This window comes from Pedobacter terrestris, assembly GCF_052343045.1.
GTDB lineage: Bacteria > Bacteroidota > Bacteroidia > Sphingobacteriales > Sphingobacteriaceae > Pedobacter.
On sequence record NZ_CP180264.1, the window covers coordinates 2,001,246 to 2,016,642 of the forward strand.

At 36.8% G+C, this 15,397-nt stretch carries 16 protein-coding genes; 12 read left to right on the forward strand and 4 right to left on the reverse strand.

Features of this window, described 5'->3' with window-relative positions:
* Window positions 1-27 precede the first annotated feature (27 nt).
* From ACJVDH_RS08645 to ACJVDH_RS08680, 8 genes are all read left to right on the forward strand, one after another.
* The gene (locus ACJVDH_RS08645) at window positions 28-546 is read left to right on the forward strand and encodes a hypothetical protein (RefSeq protein ID WP_443947163.1); all 519 of its coding nucleotides are present in this window, start codon (window positions 28-30) and stop codon (window positions 544-546) included.
* Between the two features lie 152 nt (window positions 547-698).
* The gene (locus tag ACJVDH_RS08650) at window positions 699-1,256 is read left to right on the forward strand and encodes a hypothetical protein (protein WP_443947164.1); all 558 of its coding nucleotides are present in this window, start codon (window positions 699-701) and stop codon (window positions 1,254-1,256) included.
* Between the two features lie 96 nt (window positions 1,257-1,352).
* Window positions 1,353-1,889 carry a DUF3347 domain-containing protein gene (locus ACJVDH_RS08655; protein WP_443947165.1) on the forward strand — a complete coding sequence of 179 codons (537 nt, stop codon included), beginning with the start codon at window positions 1,353-1,355 and terminating at the stop codon, window positions 1,887-1,889.
* Window positions 1,890-2,019: 130 nt separating this feature from the next.
* Window positions 2,020-3,309 carry a citrate synthase gene (locus ACJVDH_RS08660; protein ID WP_443947166.1) on the forward strand — a complete coding sequence of 430 codons (1,290 nt, stop codon included), beginning with the start codon at window positions 2,020-2,022 and terminating at the stop codon, window positions 3,307-3,309.
* An 88-nt stretch (window positions 3,310-3,397) separates the two neighbouring features.
* A complete protein-coding gene (rpe, locus tag ACJVDH_RS08665) occupies window positions 3,398-4,069 on the forward strand; it encodes a ribulose-phosphate 3-epimerase (RefSeq protein WP_443947167.1) in 672 nt (223 codons plus the stop codon).
* A gap of 55 nt (window positions 4,070-4,124) precedes the next feature.
* Window positions 4,125-6,545, forward strand: a complete 2,421-nt coding sequence (locus tag ACJVDH_RS08670) for a TonB-dependent receptor (RefSeq protein ID WP_443947168.1) — start codon at window positions 4,125-4,127, stop codon at window positions 6,543-6,545.
* 205 nt (window positions 6,546-6,750) lie between these two features.
* Entirely contained in the window at window positions 6,751-7,824 is a 1,074-nt protein-coding gene (gene serC, locus ACJVDH_RS08675; protein WP_443947169.1) for a 3-phosphoserine/phosphohydroxythreonine transaminase, read from the forward strand.
* Between the two features lie 59 nt (window positions 7,825-7,883).
* Window positions 7,884-8,834, forward strand: a complete 951-nt coding sequence (locus ACJVDH_RS08680; RefSeq protein ID WP_443947170.1) for a D-2-hydroxyacid dehydrogenase — start codon at window positions 7,884-7,886, stop codon at window positions 8,832-8,834.
* 59 nt (window positions 8,835-8,893) lie between these two features.
* Here ACJVDH_RS08680 and ACJVDH_RS08685 read toward each other — a convergent pair whose 3' ends face one another.
* From ACJVDH_RS08685 to ACJVDH_RS08695, 3 genes are read right to left on the reverse strand one after another with little or no spacing between them, the layout of a single operon-like run.
* The gene (locus ACJVDH_RS08685; protein WP_443947171.1) at window positions 8,894-9,040 is read right to left on the reverse strand and encodes a hypothetical protein; all 147 of its coding nucleotides are present in this window, start codon (window positions 9,038-9,040) and stop codon (window positions 8,894-8,896) included.
* A 3-nt stretch (window positions 9,041-9,043) separates the two neighbouring features.
* Window positions 9,044-9,577 (reverse strand): hypothetical protein, encoded by a 534-nt coding sequence (locus ACJVDH_RS08690; RefSeq protein ID WP_443947172.1) that lies wholly within the window; start codon window positions 9,575-9,577, stop codon window positions 9,044-9,046.
* 59 nt (window positions 9,578-9,636) lie between these two features.
* A complete protein-coding gene (locus tag ACJVDH_RS08695; RefSeq protein ID WP_443947173.1) occupies window positions 9,637-10,425 on the reverse strand; it encodes an SAM hydrolase/SAM-dependent halogenase family protein in 789 nt (262 codons plus the stop codon).
* Between the two features lie 102 nt (window positions 10,426-10,527).
* On the opposite strand from ACJVDH_RS08695, the gene ACJVDH_RS08700 reads away from it, so the two are divergent.
* From ACJVDH_RS08700 to ACJVDH_RS08715, 4 genes are all read left to right on the forward strand, one after another.
* The gene (locus tag ACJVDH_RS08700) at window positions 10,528-11,484 is read left to right on the forward strand and encodes a PhoH family protein (protein WP_443947174.1); all 957 of its coding nucleotides are present in this window, start codon (window positions 10,528-10,530) and stop codon (window positions 11,482-11,484) included.
* 433 nt (window positions 11,485-11,917) lie between these two features.
* Window positions 11,918-12,862 carry a phosphoribosylaminoimidazolesuccinocarboxamide synthase gene (locus ACJVDH_RS08705; protein ID WP_443947175.1) on the forward strand — a complete coding sequence of 315 codons (945 nt, stop codon included), beginning with the start codon at window positions 11,918-11,920 and terminating at the stop codon, window positions 12,860-12,862.
* A gap of 42 nt (window positions 12,863-12,904) precedes the next feature.
* Complete coding sequence (locus tag ACJVDH_RS08710) at window positions 12,905-13,282, forward strand: STAS domain-containing protein (RefSeq protein ID WP_443947176.1); 378 nt, start codon at window positions 12,905-12,907, stop codon at window positions 13,280-13,282.
* Window positions 13,283-13,351: 69 nt separating this feature from the next.
* A complete protein-coding gene (locus tag ACJVDH_RS08715) occupies window positions 13,352-14,263 on the forward strand; it encodes a ribonuclease Z (protein WP_443947177.1) in 912 nt (303 codons plus the stop codon).
* Between the two features lie 74 nt (window positions 14,264-14,337).
* On the opposite strand, the gene ACJVDH_RS08720 is transcribed toward ACJVDH_RS08715, so the two are convergent.
* On the reverse strand, window positions 14,338-15,291 hold the full coding sequence (locus ACJVDH_RS08720) for an MlaD family protein (RefSeq protein ID WP_443947178.1): 954 nt from the start codon (window positions 15,289-15,291) through the stop codon (window positions 14,338-14,340).
* Window positions 15,292-15,397 lie beyond the last annotated feature (106 nt).

Here is a 15,397-nt window from a genome sequence, read left to right on the forward strand (position 1 = left end):
GTTTAACCCATTAAACAATATCTCAATATGAAAACAATTACTAAAATTCTTGCTACATCAGCAGCTGCTGTAGCATTATTCTTCACAACAAATGCAAATGCTCAATCTTCTCAAAAATTAGGTATAGGAATTATTGGCGGTATTCCTACCAGTGATGCATATAATGTTGCCTTGGGTGCAGATATCCGTTATCAATTTGATGTTGATAAACAACTATCTATTCCGGTTACCGCTGGTTATACCCACTTAAATGGTAAAGAAATTGGCAATACCGGTGTAGATATTCCAAATTATGGCTATATCCCGGTAAAAGTTGGTGCGAAATATTTCTTTAACAGCACAGGTTCTGGTGTTTACGGTTTAGCAGAGTTAGGTGCTGGCTTCGGAACAAGTACAGGTGCAGGAACTTCGTTTGTGTATTCTCCAGCTTTAGGTTACGCCTGGAGCAATGGACTTGATTTAGGTGTTAAATATGAAGGTTTATCAAGAGACGGTGGAAGCACCGGTTATTTCGGACTTCGTTTGGCCTATGGCTTTTCTTTGTAAAAGTTAGCAACTCGCTTATTGAAGCCCCTGGTTTTTGCCAGGGGCTTTTTTTATTTCATAAAATTTTGAAAAAAATGAAATATATAAAATCTGTTTTAGCCAATTGGTCGTATATACCTTAAACCTTTAAAAATTAAACTTAATTATTGACTATGAAAACAATTACAAAACTCTTTGCAACGGCAACTACTGCACTTGCAATTTTTGCTTCTACCAATCTAAAAGCACAAACCACAGAAACCACCAATATGATGAGCACAACCACAACAAGTGGAATGGCCTTTAAAATTGGTGTTGGCGTAAATGCGGGTGTTTTCCCGGATCGTTCAGAAATGGATTACGGTTATGGCGCAGATATTAAATTACAATACGATTTAACCCCATTTGTTGCGTTAACTGCTTCTGGAGGTTATACCCGTTTAAAATGGAAAAATAGTCCGTTAAAATTTGAGTTCATTCCTTTAGTAGGTGGCGTTAAAGTATTCGCTATTGAGAGAATGTATTTAAGCGGCAATGTTGGAACAGGTTTAGCGGTTAAAGACGGCGCAAATATGAATTTTATTTATGGCGGTGGTTTGGGTTACGAATGGAGAAACGGATTGGATGTTGGTGTTAAATACGAAGGTTATGTGAATAACAGTTCTTCAGACCTTTACTTTATGAAAACTGGGCAGTTTAATCTACGCATCGGTTATAATTTCAAATTATAATTAAATCATCATTTATATTACAAGCCTCGCAAATTGCGAGGCTTTTTTTGTGGATTTAATATTAAAATGCTATTTTGACCCCAAAACCAAATCATTATGAAGCGCGTAATCGGTATTCTTCTTGTAACTTCACTAATGGCATGCAGCCAGTCTGAAAAAAAAAACACATCAATTGATAGTACCACTGCTGTAGCTGCGGTAGATACAACTTCTTCTGCAGCTTTGGTTAAAGATTCTGTTCAAGGAAACATTCTTTCACAGTATTTAATATTAAAAAATGCTTTGGTAAAGGGAGACAGTACCTTAGCAAAAAACTTTTCTGCTAAACTGGCTACAAGCCTTAATGATTACAAGGGATGCGAACTTACGGCAACATTTGCTTCAAAGATTGCAAATGCACCTACGCTTGCGGTGCAAAGAAAAGAATTTACAACTGTTAGTGCAGATTTGATTAGCTTGTTTAAACATGCTGACCTTAATAAAGGCACAACTCTTTTTGTACAGCATTGTCCAATGGCCAATAAAGGAGATGGTGGAGATTGGATTTCTGTTACTGCAGACATTAAAAACCCATATTATGGAGACGAGATGCTGGAGTGCGGAAGTGTGGTAGAAAAATTTGCTGCAAAATAAATACCTCTGCGTTAAATAGAATATTATTGTTACGTCATTTTGACCGTTTATTTATATTAATTTAACGCATTTATTATGCACCGATATTAATTTTATATAATTTAGAAAGCTATAAACACAACACAATAATATGTCAGATATTGCAGAGATTAAAGTTGATGGTAAGACTATAGAATTGCCAGTAATTACAGGAACAGAAGATGAAAAAGCGATTGATATTTCGAAATTAAGAGATAGTTCAGGTTTTGTAACTTTAGATACTGGTTTTAAAAATACTGGGTCTACAAAAAGTAAAATCACTTTTTTAGACGGCGAAAAAGGTATTTTAAAATATAGAGGTTACTCCATCGAAGAACTCGCTGAGAAATCAAGCTTTTTGGAAGTTGCTTATTTGGTTATTTACGGAGAGCTACCCACTCAGGCGCAATTGGACAGTTTCCAGGGGGAAATCAGCAAACACACGCTGATCCACGAAGACATGAAAAAGTTTTTTGATGGATATCCGTCAAAATCGCATCCGATGGGACAATTGGGTTCGTTGATTTTTTCATTATCCACTTTCTATCCAGAATGTTTGAAACCAAATCAAACTGCAGAGGAACAGAATCTTACGATTATCAAATTGCTGGCGAAATTGCCGACAATTGTTTCATTCATTTATAAAAAATCATTAGGTCATCCACTTATTTATCCAAAAAATAAATACGACTACGTAACCAATTTCCTTTGGATGACTTTTGGTCAGCGTACAGAAGATTACGATGTAAACCCGGTTGTGGTTAGCGCAATGAACAAATTGTTGATTCTGCATGCAGATCATGAGCAAAATTGTTCTGCATCTACAGTTCGTATTGTAGGTTCATCAGATTGCAATTTGTACGCATCTATTTCTGCTGGTATTGCAGCGCTTTGGGGGCCGCTTCATGGTGGTGCCAACCAGGCTGTTATCGAAATGTTGGAATTGATTAAAGAAGACGGTGGCGATACAGAAAAATGGATCAACAAAGCAAAAGATAAAAACGATCCTTTCAGAATGATGGGTTTTGGGCACCGTGTGTATAAAAACTTTGATCCGCGTGCAAAGATCATTAAGAAAGCATGTGATGATATTTTAGAAAGTTTAGGAATTAACGATCCGGTATTGGAAATTGCTAAAAAGCTAGAAGAAGCTGCGCTTACAGATCCATATTTCGTAGAACGGAAGTTGTATCCAAATGTAGATTTTTATTCAGGCATTATCTACAGGGCATTAGGTTTCCCTTCAGAAATGTTTACCGTACTTTTTGCTTTGGGCCGCCTGCCAGGATGGATTGCTCAATGGAAAGAAATGAAAGAAAACAAAGAGCCAATTGGCCGTCCGCGTCAAATTTACGTTGGCGAAACCGACCGTGCTTTTGTAAGCATAAAAGATAGAGGATAATCTATTTCCATAATATTATCGTATAAAAAGCCCTTTAATGTAAGTTGAAGGGCTTTTTTGTTCATTTCAATTTACATATCTTTATACAATGAAATATATAATTGCTCCCTCAATTTTATCAGCCGATTTTGGTAACCTGCAACGCGATATTGAAATGATCAATAGCAGCGAAGCAGATTGGTTTCACGTAGATGTTATGGACGGTGTTTTTGTGCCCAATATTTCTTTCGGTTTTCCCATTATGGCTGCGGTAAAAAAGCATGCTTTAAAGCCGCTGGATGTGCACCTTATGATTGTAGAACCAGATAAGTATATTGAAGAATTTGCAAGGGCCGGTGCCGACCGCATTACCGTACATTATGAAGCGTGTACACATTTGCATAGAACTGTGCAGTTGATTAAATCATTCGGTTGTAAAGCTGGTGTTGCCTTAAACCCACATACACCAGTTCGTTTGCTGGAAGATATTATTGAAGATTTAAACCTTGTTTTGATTATGTCTGTTAATCCTGGTTTTGGAGGTCAAAGTTTTATAAACAACACCTATAAAAAACTCAATGATTTAAGTATTCTAAAACAAGGTGTAAATGATAGTTTAATTGTAGAAGTTGACGGTGGCGTTAGTTTAGGAAACATTAGTGATTTGGCGGCTGCAGGGGCACAGGCATTTGTTGCCGGAAGCGCAATTTTTTCTGGAGAAAATCCTTCAGCCACAATTGCGGCAATGAAAAGTGCAACCACAAAAACGCATTACATTTAGCTTTCTTATTCGCTCAGCATTGCTGCAGTGATCTTTGTTCGCGCCTATTAAAATTATGCTCAAATTTAAACTGTTTCTGTTCTTATTGATTTTAGGTTGCAGTGCAGCAATGGCGCAACCTTTAGTTAAAGTTTCGGGGGTAGTTTACGATGATCAAAATGTTCCGTTGGGCCAAGTGAGCGTGTTGGTTATCGGACAATCGCAATCTACTGTAACAGATGATTGTGGTGTCTATACTATTTATTCAAAGAGTCGTAATTTTAGCGTTAAATATGTCTTTTTAGGGTACAAATCACAAACCATAAAATTTAACGAACGTTCTGGTGCACGTATAGATCAACCTGTTTTCCTAAAAGAGAATATAAACCAGTTGGAACAGGTAAATATCACCAATAAGCAAAATCAGCTTAGTAATGCCATGGTGCTTAATATCGGCGATATGACAGCAATGCCGCTGGTTTCTGGGAATTTCGAAACCATGATTAAAACCTTGCCCGGCGTTTCTACCAATAATGAATTAAGTGCACAATATAGTGTGAGAGGAGGGAACTTTGATGAAAACCTGATCTACATTAACGATGTAGAAATTAATAGGCCAATTTTAGTGCGCAGCGGACAACAAGAAGGACTCAGCTTTATCAACGCAGATTTAGTAAGCAAGGCCCGATTTTCTGCCGGAGGTTTTGAAGCGAGATATGGCGACAAACTGTCATCAGTATTGGATATTAAATATGAAACACCGGATAGCAACGAAACCATCCTTACAACCAGTTTTTTGAATACTTCAATTTCGACACGTAGAAATTTTAATAAAAGTTTTCTTTTGGCCGGTTTGCGCTATAAAAATAATACGAGCGTTTTGACCACGCAAGATCAAAAAGGAAGTTACAACCCCAATTTTGCAGATGCACAGGTTTTATATGGTTATGATTTTTCCTCGAAATTTAGCCTCAGCTTTTTAGGCATTGTAAATTTCGGTCAGTTTAAACTTATCCCGGAAAGCCGGGAAACAAAATTTGGAACACTAAATACAACTTTGCGTTTAAATGTAGATTATGCAGGCGAAGAAGTAGATGATTACAGATCGGCAGGCGGTGCAGTCACCGCTGTATATAAACCCAGTTCAAATACCGTTATTAAATGGATAAACAGTTACTTTAATACCGTAGAACGGGAAAGATTCGACATTGTAGGAAGTTATACTTTTAATGAGATTACAGGTATCAATACCAACGGAAACCCAATTTTCGGGAGCCAGATAAAGGGAATTGGTGTGTACAATAATTTCGGGCAAAACAGTTTAAACACGCAGATATTTACTTCAGAAATTAAAGTAGATCAAAATCTGGATAACCATGTTTTCTCGTGGGGATTAAAATATGACATCTCCAGGTATGCAGACGTGCTGAATGAATACAATTATGTAGATTCTATAACTGGTGTTTTGCCAACGAACGGGCAGCCGGTAGAATTGCAGGATGTAGTACGCGCAGAAAACAATATTGACATTAGAAACTACAGTGCCTACATTCAAGACAGTTACACATTATCAGATGATTTAGAACTACAATTGGGCAGCAGAATCAGTTACAATTCTTTAAGTAGGCAAGTATTGGTCAGTCCGCGGGTTTTGCTGGCTTTTCGTCCAAATTCCAATAACAAAATTTTGCGCTTTACCGCGGGCGTTTATAAGCAACCGCCATCTTACCGCACCATTCGAGATTTCACGGGAACGTTAAATTTAAGTCAGAAAGCGCAAAGTTCTTACAATACATCTTTAGGTTACGATTATGCTTTTGATGCACTTGGAACACGCCTGAAATTTACTTCAGAAGCCTACTTTAAATATTCGGACCGGTTAATCCCGTATAAAATAGACAATTTACGTATTAAATATTTGGCAAATGAAGTTTCCAAAGGTTACGCATATGGCGCAGATTTTAGTGTTGGCGGCGAATTTGTAAAAGACATGGTATCTTATTTCAGGTTGTCTGTAATGCATGCAAATGAAGATATAGCAAACGACAGTTATGTGAAAAACGGCGAAACATTTTATCCAGGATTTTTAAAACGCCCAACAGATCAAAGAGTGAATTTTTCGGTTTTCTTTCAAGATAAATTAATGAATAACCCAACCTATAAGGTTCACTTAAATGCGGTTTATGGATCTAGGTTGCCCATTGGGCCGGCGCAAGCACCCAGGTATCAGGATCGCTATTACATACCTGCTTATAAACGTGTTGATATAGGTTTTTCTAAAGATTTTCTTGACGATGCTGCCGTTCACAAACCAAAATTTCTGGACAAAAATTTTAGTTCAGTAATTCTGTTTATAGAAGTTTTTAATATGCTCAATATCCAGAATACCGTTTCCTATTTGTGGCTTACAGATGTTCAAAATGTGCAGTATGCCGTTCCAAACTATTTGACCGGGCGCCAGTTTAACCTGAAATTGATCCTTAAACTTAAAAGATAGAAGTAAGAAACCAAGAGGGATTTTTACCACTAAACTTACTAAAACGTTTAATCATCATTTTGATGCAAATTCATTATGAAAACCTCAAAAAAAAATCGATTTTGGCCATTTTTTTAACAAATTTTAATTTTATATGATACGATTTTATGGTCTGAAAACGGCTTAAAACCTTTACATTTACCCGCATAAAACATTATATAATAAAATGAAACATAATTTTGGCGCAGGCCCTTGTATTTTACCTCAAGAAGTGTTTAAACAAGCCGCACAGGCTGTTTTAGATTTTAACGATGGATTATCGATTCTAGAGATTTCGCATAGAACTACAGAGTTTGAGGCGGTAGTTGCTGAAGCAGAGAAGTTGGTAAAAGAACTTTTGAACGTGCCATCGGGTTATTCGGTTTTATTTTTACAGGGAGGAGCAAGTTTACAGTTTGCAATGGTTCCAATGAATCTTTTGGGCGACGGACAGACAGCGAGTTATCTGGATTCTGGTGTTTGGGCAACTAAAGCTTTGAAAGAAGCAAAATTTGTTGGAAACGTGAATGTTGTAGCATCTTCTAAAGAAGCGAATTATACATTCATTCCTAAAGATTACGAAATCCCTTCAGACAGTGCTTACTTCCATTATACTTCAAACAATACCATTTATGGCACTGAACTGTTTGACGCGCCGCAAACCAATGTACCACTTGTTTGCGATATGTCTTCTGATATTATGAGCCGTGTAATTGATGTATCGCAATTTGATTTGATTTATGCAGGTGCTCAGAAAAATATAGGTCCGGCAGGTTTAACAATTGTGATTGTTAAAGATGAAGTTTTAGGTAAAATTGACCGTAAAATTCCTTCCATGTTAAATTATCAATCTCATATTGATAATGGATCTATGTACAATACACCACCGGTATTTTCGGTTTACGTATCATTATTGAATCTTCGCTGGCTAAAATCTAAAGGTGGCGTTGCTCAGATTGAAGCAGAAAATAAAGCAAAAGCTGAGACACTTTACAGAGAGATTGATCGCAATCCTTTGTTTAAAGGAACTTGCAAGGTCGAAGACCGGTCCAGAATGAATATTTGTTTCGTTATGGAAAATGCAGAACTTGAAAAACCATTCTTGAAATTTGCTGAAGATATGGGTATTATTGGTATTAAAGGCCACAGAAGTGTTGGTGGATTTAGAGCATCCATGTACAATGCATTGCCTATTACCAGTGTGCATGCATTGGTAGATGCGATGCAATTATTTGAAGAAAAACAAGCAAAAGCAAATTAAATTTATACATCCAATTGCCGTAGAAATCAATACCGCAATTGTGCAATCATAAACCAAAAATGATTAAAATATTAGCGAACGATGGGATTGATCCGATCGGAAAAGACTTATTAGAAAAAGCAGGTTTTATTGTAGATACAGAAACTGTTCCTCAGGATAAACTTGCTGAAGCATTAAAAAACTATGACGCCATTACGGTTCGTAGTGCAACTAAACTTAGAAAAGAATTAATTGATGCTGTGCCAAATATTAAATTAATTGGCAGAGGCGGTGTTGGAATGGATAACATCGATGTTGAATATGCACGTAGCAAAGGAATTAATGTAGTAAATACACCTGCTGCATCGTCACTTTCGGTTGCAGAGTTGGTTTTCTCTCATTTATTTACTGGTGTTCGGTTTTTACAAGATGCAAACCGCAAAATGCCGGTAGAAGGTGCAACACAATTCAATAACTTAAAGAAAGCTTATGCTAAAGGCGTTGAATTAAGTGGGAAAACAATTGGTATTGTTGGTTTCGGTCGTATTGGACGGGCAACGGCAAAAGTCGCTTTGGGTTTAGGAATGAACGTTTTGGCTTATGATCTTTATCCGTTAGAAACAGAAATTACACTTGATTTTCAAGGTGGCGTTAAAGTAAATATTCCAGTTAAAACGGTTTCTTTTGATGAAGTAATTGCCGGGAGTGATTTCATTTCTTTGCATACTCCATTTGCGGATAAACCGATTTTGGGTGCTGAAGAATTTGCTAAAATGAAGAAAGGCGTATTTGTTGTAAATTGCTCAAGAGGTGGTACAATTGACGAGCCTGCATTAATTGAAGCATTAAACTCTGGTCAGGTTGCTTTTGCCGGTTTAGACGTTTTTGATAACGAACCTACGCCGTTGGCAGATTTACTTACACATCCAAAAATTTCATTAACACCGCATATTGGTGCTTCTACAAATGAAGCTCAAGAACGTATTGGTACAGAACTGGCGAACTTAATAATCGACCACTTTAATAAATAAACATCAGGAAAGATTTTCCTAAATAGATCGTGGCCAACCTTTAAAAAGGTTGGCCTTTTTTATTCTAAAGAATTTGTTAAAGCCCAATATCGGTAACCCAAAATAGCTTTTTGTACATTAGATAATGTATTGGGATTTTTTTTATGCAAACTTGGTAAAATAATATTATTGATTTTAACCAGTGTTTTAAATAGCGCTTTTTTCATGATTTATAGGTTTTGGCTTAATCGCTGGCTTTTTGTTTGTTGTAATTTTTTATACATGAAATAAATTATACCCACCAGAATAAGCAATAAAATAATGAAGATATAGCTCATGGTACCACCACTTTTGCTGTTATTTTTAAGCTCCTGTTTCAGTTCCGCATTTTGATCCTGTAATTTTTTAATGCTGAGCATATAGTTGTCCAATCGCTCCTGCGAGTGATCAGCGACCTCAAGTTTTTGTTGGTTTTGCAAATCTTTATATTCCATCAATACCTTTAATTCTTTAAAAATATTGTTGTCCGTAAGCACAACATCGCGTAGAATTTCGTTGGATCGTTTAATGTCTTTTTTGGTTTGCCAACCAAATATTCCCGTGCGCTGATTCAAACTTTCGTCATATTGACCAAATTTTTTACTTCGGTCTGTGAGTAAACCATTTACTTTAACCCGTTGTGCGGAATACGCGACGGTATCTTGTTGGGCAAAAACTGCGGTTGTTGCAAATAATCCTAAAAGTAAGCAAACATATTTCTTCATGCGCTTTAAACACCAATAGGATAGAAGTTGTTTGGAATTGAATTTTAAGGCAGAAAACCTTACTGTAAAGGTGGGTTAAATTCGACCCGGACAATATCGCCAAGGTGTAAACCTAAAAGTCCGCTGGCTTTACCTTTGTTGATGGCGATTTCCAGGTGATTGCTAATCCCAAAGAGACAAAGTTTTTCACCTTCAGGAACTTCATTGTAATGCCAGCTGAGTTGAGAAATGGTTTCACTTTTTCTGAAATACAAAGTAAAGTCTCTGTTTTTCTGAATACGCGTAAATAAATCTTTCGTAATATTGGTAATTACATTGCAGAAAGTATCAATATAAATCACACTTCCCCTAATCATATCTCGCTCTATAACAGGGTGTAGAAGCATCTTATGCTCAATCTCTGCTACCGGTAAGCCGATATCTTTTAACTTTCCGCCTTTTGCCAGGTGCGTAGCGGCTTTTACAAAAATATCTACCAATGGAAAGTGCAGGTATTTTAAATCCTGCATAATATTCAGTTCAACAACATCGTCCGGAGCTTCATCAAAAAGCAAAGAAAAAATGCCATTATCTGCGCCAACAAAATAGTGGTCTTTATATTTTGCAGCCAGGTAAGAAGTGTTCTCACTGTATACAGAATCAATCCCGATCAGATGTACCGTATTCTTCGGGAAATAGGGATATGCGTTCTTTAGAACGAAGGCTGCATAAGAAATATTAAACGACGGTACTTCATGCGTAATGTCTACTAAATTAACGTTAGGCATAAGAGTTAGCAAGCTTCCTTTAAGCGCGGCTTGGTAAAAATCTTTTGAACCTAAATCTGTTGTTAATGTAATAATACCCATTAAAGTTTAATTATTTATGCTTATTCTTGTGTAGATGCTAAAGCGTCTGCAAATATTCAAATTTTAATTAATATACGCCCGAAAACTTAAAAAATATACAGATTGAACGAATTAAAACTAACTCTTGAAACCGTAAATCCAGCCCAATTTTGGGGTCCGAATAATGAGAATTACGAGATGATTAAGGCTGCTTTTGCCAAACTAAAAATTGTTGCAAGAGGCAGTGAAGTGAAGGTACTCGGTGATGAACAGGAACTTAAGTCTTTCGAAGAAAAATTCAACCAACTGATTGCCCATCTGGAAAAGTATAGCTCATTAAATAATAATGATGTTGAATCTATTTTAGGGGCGAAAGCCGATGGACTTGCAAAAAAAGAAACACCTGACGGAAAGGGTGGCGGCGAAGTGATTGTTTTTGGTACAAATGGTTTATTGGTAAAAGCCCGTACAGCCAATCAGCGTAAAATGGTAAACAGCATTGCAAAAAATGATGTTCTGTTTGCGATTGGCCCTGCAGGAACCGGTAAAACGTATACCGCCGTTGCTTTAGCAGTCCGCGCACTAAAAAATAAGGAAATAAAACGCATTATATTAACCCGCCCAGCTGTAGAGGCAGGTGAAAATCTGGGTTTTCTACCTGGCGATTTAAAAGAGAAAATCGATCCGTATTTGCGTCCGCTTTATGATGCTTTAGACGATATGATTCCACCAGAGAAATTAAAATTTTATATCGAAAACAGAACAATAGAAATTGCGCCACTGGCTTTTATGCGTGGTAGAACACTAGACAATTGTTTCGTAATTTTGGATGAAGCGCAAAATGCTACAGATATGCAGCTCAAAATGTTTTTAACGCGTATGGGACCAACTGCTAAGTTTATTGTAACCGGTGATGTGACCCAGGTAGATTTGCCGAAAAAACAAATGTCTGGCCTTCATAATGGATTGCGGATTTTAGACGGCATAAAAGGTATCGATATTATTTACCTAAGCGGAGAAGACGTTGTACGCCATAAACTGGTAAAAGATATCTTGAAGGCCTACGGAGATATTCAATAATTCAATATCAGAAAGTCGGAAACCATCCATATAATTTGTTCATCAGTCATTCGATCATGTTCTAGGTTGTCAATGCAAACCTGAAAGGCTGGGGCGTAGAGCAAAAGGATGAAGCAATCTTTTACGTAGGAAAGTAGAAATTCTAACTGTAAAGATTGCTTCCTCGAAAGATCGGGGCCGGCTGTGGTTCTTCTTCGTAATGATACCATCAGAGCCGTTTTATACGGCTAAAGTGTTTTTTTGACCGGAACTCCAGTTAGAAAGAATGTTTTCTCGTTCTTCCGCGCAATGCCGCCAACTTGGATATACACTTTGTGTATCTCTGTGCTATCTCCGCGTTCTTTGTGCTTATATCCATTACGATCAAAAAACGAAAACTAAAGCGCTTATTAAGCTTCGTGTCTTCCCAACTTTTTCCTATTTTTATGGCCTCATGAAAGCACTAAAAGAAACCCAGTTCAATTTTCCTAATCAGAGTAATTTTTATAAAGGCAAAGTTAGAGATGTGTATACCATTGCCGATCAGTTTATGGTCATGGTGGTATCTGATCGTATTTCTGCCTTTGATGTTGTTTTGCCAGAAGCCATTCCTTTTAAAGGTCAGGTTTTAAATCAGATTGCAGCCAAATTTTTAGCAGCAACACAAGATATTGTTCCAAATTGGGTTTTGGCTGTTCCAGATCCAATGGTTACCATTGGCCGCATTTGCGAACCTTTTAAAGTTGAAATGGTTATTCGTGGTTATTTAGCCGGGCACGCTTGGCGCGAATATAGTGCTGGTAAGAGATCGGTTTGCGGTGTATCATTGCCCGATGGATTAAAAGAAAATGATAAACTGCCTGAGCCAATTATTACGCCAACTACGAAGGCTTCGGTAGGGCACGATGAAGATATTTCCCGTGAGGACATTCTGGCAAAAGGAATTGTTTCTATTACCGATTACGAACAACTGGAAAATTATACACGCGCACTTTACCAACGCGGAACTGAAATTGCTGCGAAAAGCGGTTTAATTTTGGTGGATACTAAGTATGAATTCGGCAAAGCAGATGGTGTGATTTACCTGATTGATGAAATTCATACTCCAGATTCATCGCGTTATTTTTATGCCTCAGGTTATGAACAACGCCAGCAAAATGACGAACCACAAAAACAGCTTTCTAAAGAGTTTGTTCGTAAATGGTTAATTGAAAATGGTTTTCAGGGAAAAGACGGACAAGGCATTCCAGAAATGACGCCAGATGTAGTAACATCCATTTCTGAACGATATATTGAACTATATGAGAATATTGTTGGCGAAAAATTTGTCAGGGCAGATGCCGATGCAATTTCGAGCAGAATAGAAGAAAACGTTTTAAAAGTACTCCCTTTGCTTTAAAGTAAGGAATTTATTTACATTAGTATAAAAAGATTTGACGAGATGAAATTTTCTGTAGATAAACACGAGAAATATGTTACCTTGGAATTAGAGGAAACTCGTTTTACAAACGAAAATGCACCAGGACTAAAATCCGAGCTTTACCTGCTCAATGCCGAGGGGTTCAAAAATATCATTGTTGACCTGAGCAACGTAAAGGAATGTAATGATGCGCAAGATCTGAGTTGCCTGTTGGTAGGAGATAGATTATGCAAATCTGCTGGTGGTTTATTCATTGTTACGGGTATTAATGATGAGCTTGCAGATATTATAGAATTATCAAACATATTTCAATCGGTAACGTTTGTTTCTACAATAGAGGAAGCAACCGACTTCATTTTTATGGATGAATTGGAAAAAGAATTTAGAGGCGATAAATAATTAGTACAACATGACATTCCAGCCTCGTAGATTACCATTTTCTACGAGGCTTTTTATATTTTTTACAAAATGAAGTTTGAAGTTACGATTTTGGGAAGCAGTTCTGCCACTCCTGTATTTAATAGAAATCCAACTGCACAGTTGCTCAATTGTAACGAAAAATATTATTTAATTGATTGCGGAGAAGGGACACAGCAGCAATTGATTCGCTATAACCTTAAAGCCGCGCGAATAGATCATATTTTTATCAGTCACCTTCATGGCGATCATTATTTTGGTTTAATTGGTTTGTTGTCTTCCTTGCATTTGTATGGCAGAACAAAACCCGTCCAGATTTTTGGACCTGCAGATTTACTTGAAATTCTGGAAATGCAATTCAGATATTCAGATACAGTTTTGAGATATCCTTTAGAGTTTTTTCCGATCGATCCAACAGAATCCAAAGTTATTTTCGAAAACGGAGAACTTACCGTTAAAAGTATCATCCTTAATCACCGCATTCCTTGTACCGGATTTGTTTTTCAACAAAAGCAACGTCAGCGGAAATTAATTAAATGGAAAGTAGAGGAAGAAGAAATTCCGATGGTTTATTATACGCAACTAAAAAGAGGTTTAGATGTAGAATTGCCAAACGGAAAAATATTGCTGAGTAGCGACTATACGACTGAAGCAGATGATCCGCGTTGTTATGCCTATTGTTCTGACACCTTGTATGACGAGCGGTATTTCGATACAATTTCCGGTTGCGATACTTTATATCACGAGGCAACTTTTACGCACGATTTGTTAGAGCGAGCGAAAGAAACACACCATACCACAGCTCAGCAAGCCGGTGAAGTGGCAAAAATTACAGGAGCAAAGAAATTGTTGATCGGGCATTTCTCATCCAGGTATAAAACCTTACAAATGTTGTTAGAAGAAACGCAATCGGTATTTGAAAATACTGAATTGGCATTAGAAGGCAAAACGTTTCAGCTGTAAAAAGGAACTAAAATATCGTTCAAAAAAAAATCTCCGTAAATATTTACGGAGATTTTTTTGTCTTTTTTTAAGGATTATTTATCCTTTTTATTTCCTCCGCCAAATACAGAGAAGTGTACATATCTTTTAGGATTTGCCTTCAAATCAATCATCAAAGCATCTAAATTTTTAGACGCATTGTTTAGATTGTCGTACATTTGTCTGTCGTTAAGCAACAATCCCAAACTGCCTTTACCATCTTTAATTCCGGCAATTACGGTTTGTAAATCTACCATTGCCTTATTTGCGTTGTCTACAGTTTCTTTAAAATTAGCCGCTGCAAATTTATCGGTTACAGTGTTTATATTGGTCAAAATATCGCTAATCTTTTCATTGTTGTTGTTTAGGTTTGCTGTAATACCTTCAACATTTTTAAATATTGCTTCGATTCTTGCACTTTCAGAACCGACTAAACCATCTACTTTTTTAGACGTATTTTCTAATGAAGAAAGAGTACCCGCAATACTGCTGAAACTTTTATCAACATTTTTTTGAAAGCTTGGATTTAAAATAGAGTTCACACTGCTTAAAATTGAATCCATTTTGCCAATAATCAACTCAGCTTTTTTCTGTACTGGCTGTACCTGTTCCATTAATCCTTTTTCTACATTGGCATTTAAAATAAAACCATCTTCTGCCATTTTTTTAGAATTTCCCAATTCCATAACAATGGCTTTACTGCCAAGTAAGTCAGTACCTTCCAAACGCGCAATGCTGTTGTCCGGAATTTCATATTTACTGTTGATGCTTAATGTAGCCATAATTGTTCCGTCTGATTGAAGTTGAAGTTTTGCAACACGGCCAATCTGATAACCATTTATAAGCACAGGTTTTGAAACCGTCAAGCCATCTACTCTGGAATAGCGCGCGAGTAAGTTCGTTTCGTTGGAAAAAATCGAATTTCCTTTTAGGAAGTTATAGCCAATAATTAGTAATGCAATAGCGAATGCAGCTAAAATCCCTACTTTGGTTTCGTTCTTAATTTTCATGAGTGTTTTCTATTTAATGGCTGTAAATACAGATGATATTGGTCTTGTATTTACGGGAGCGCATAATTTTTATTTCCCTGGGTTTAAAATGTGTATTACATACATA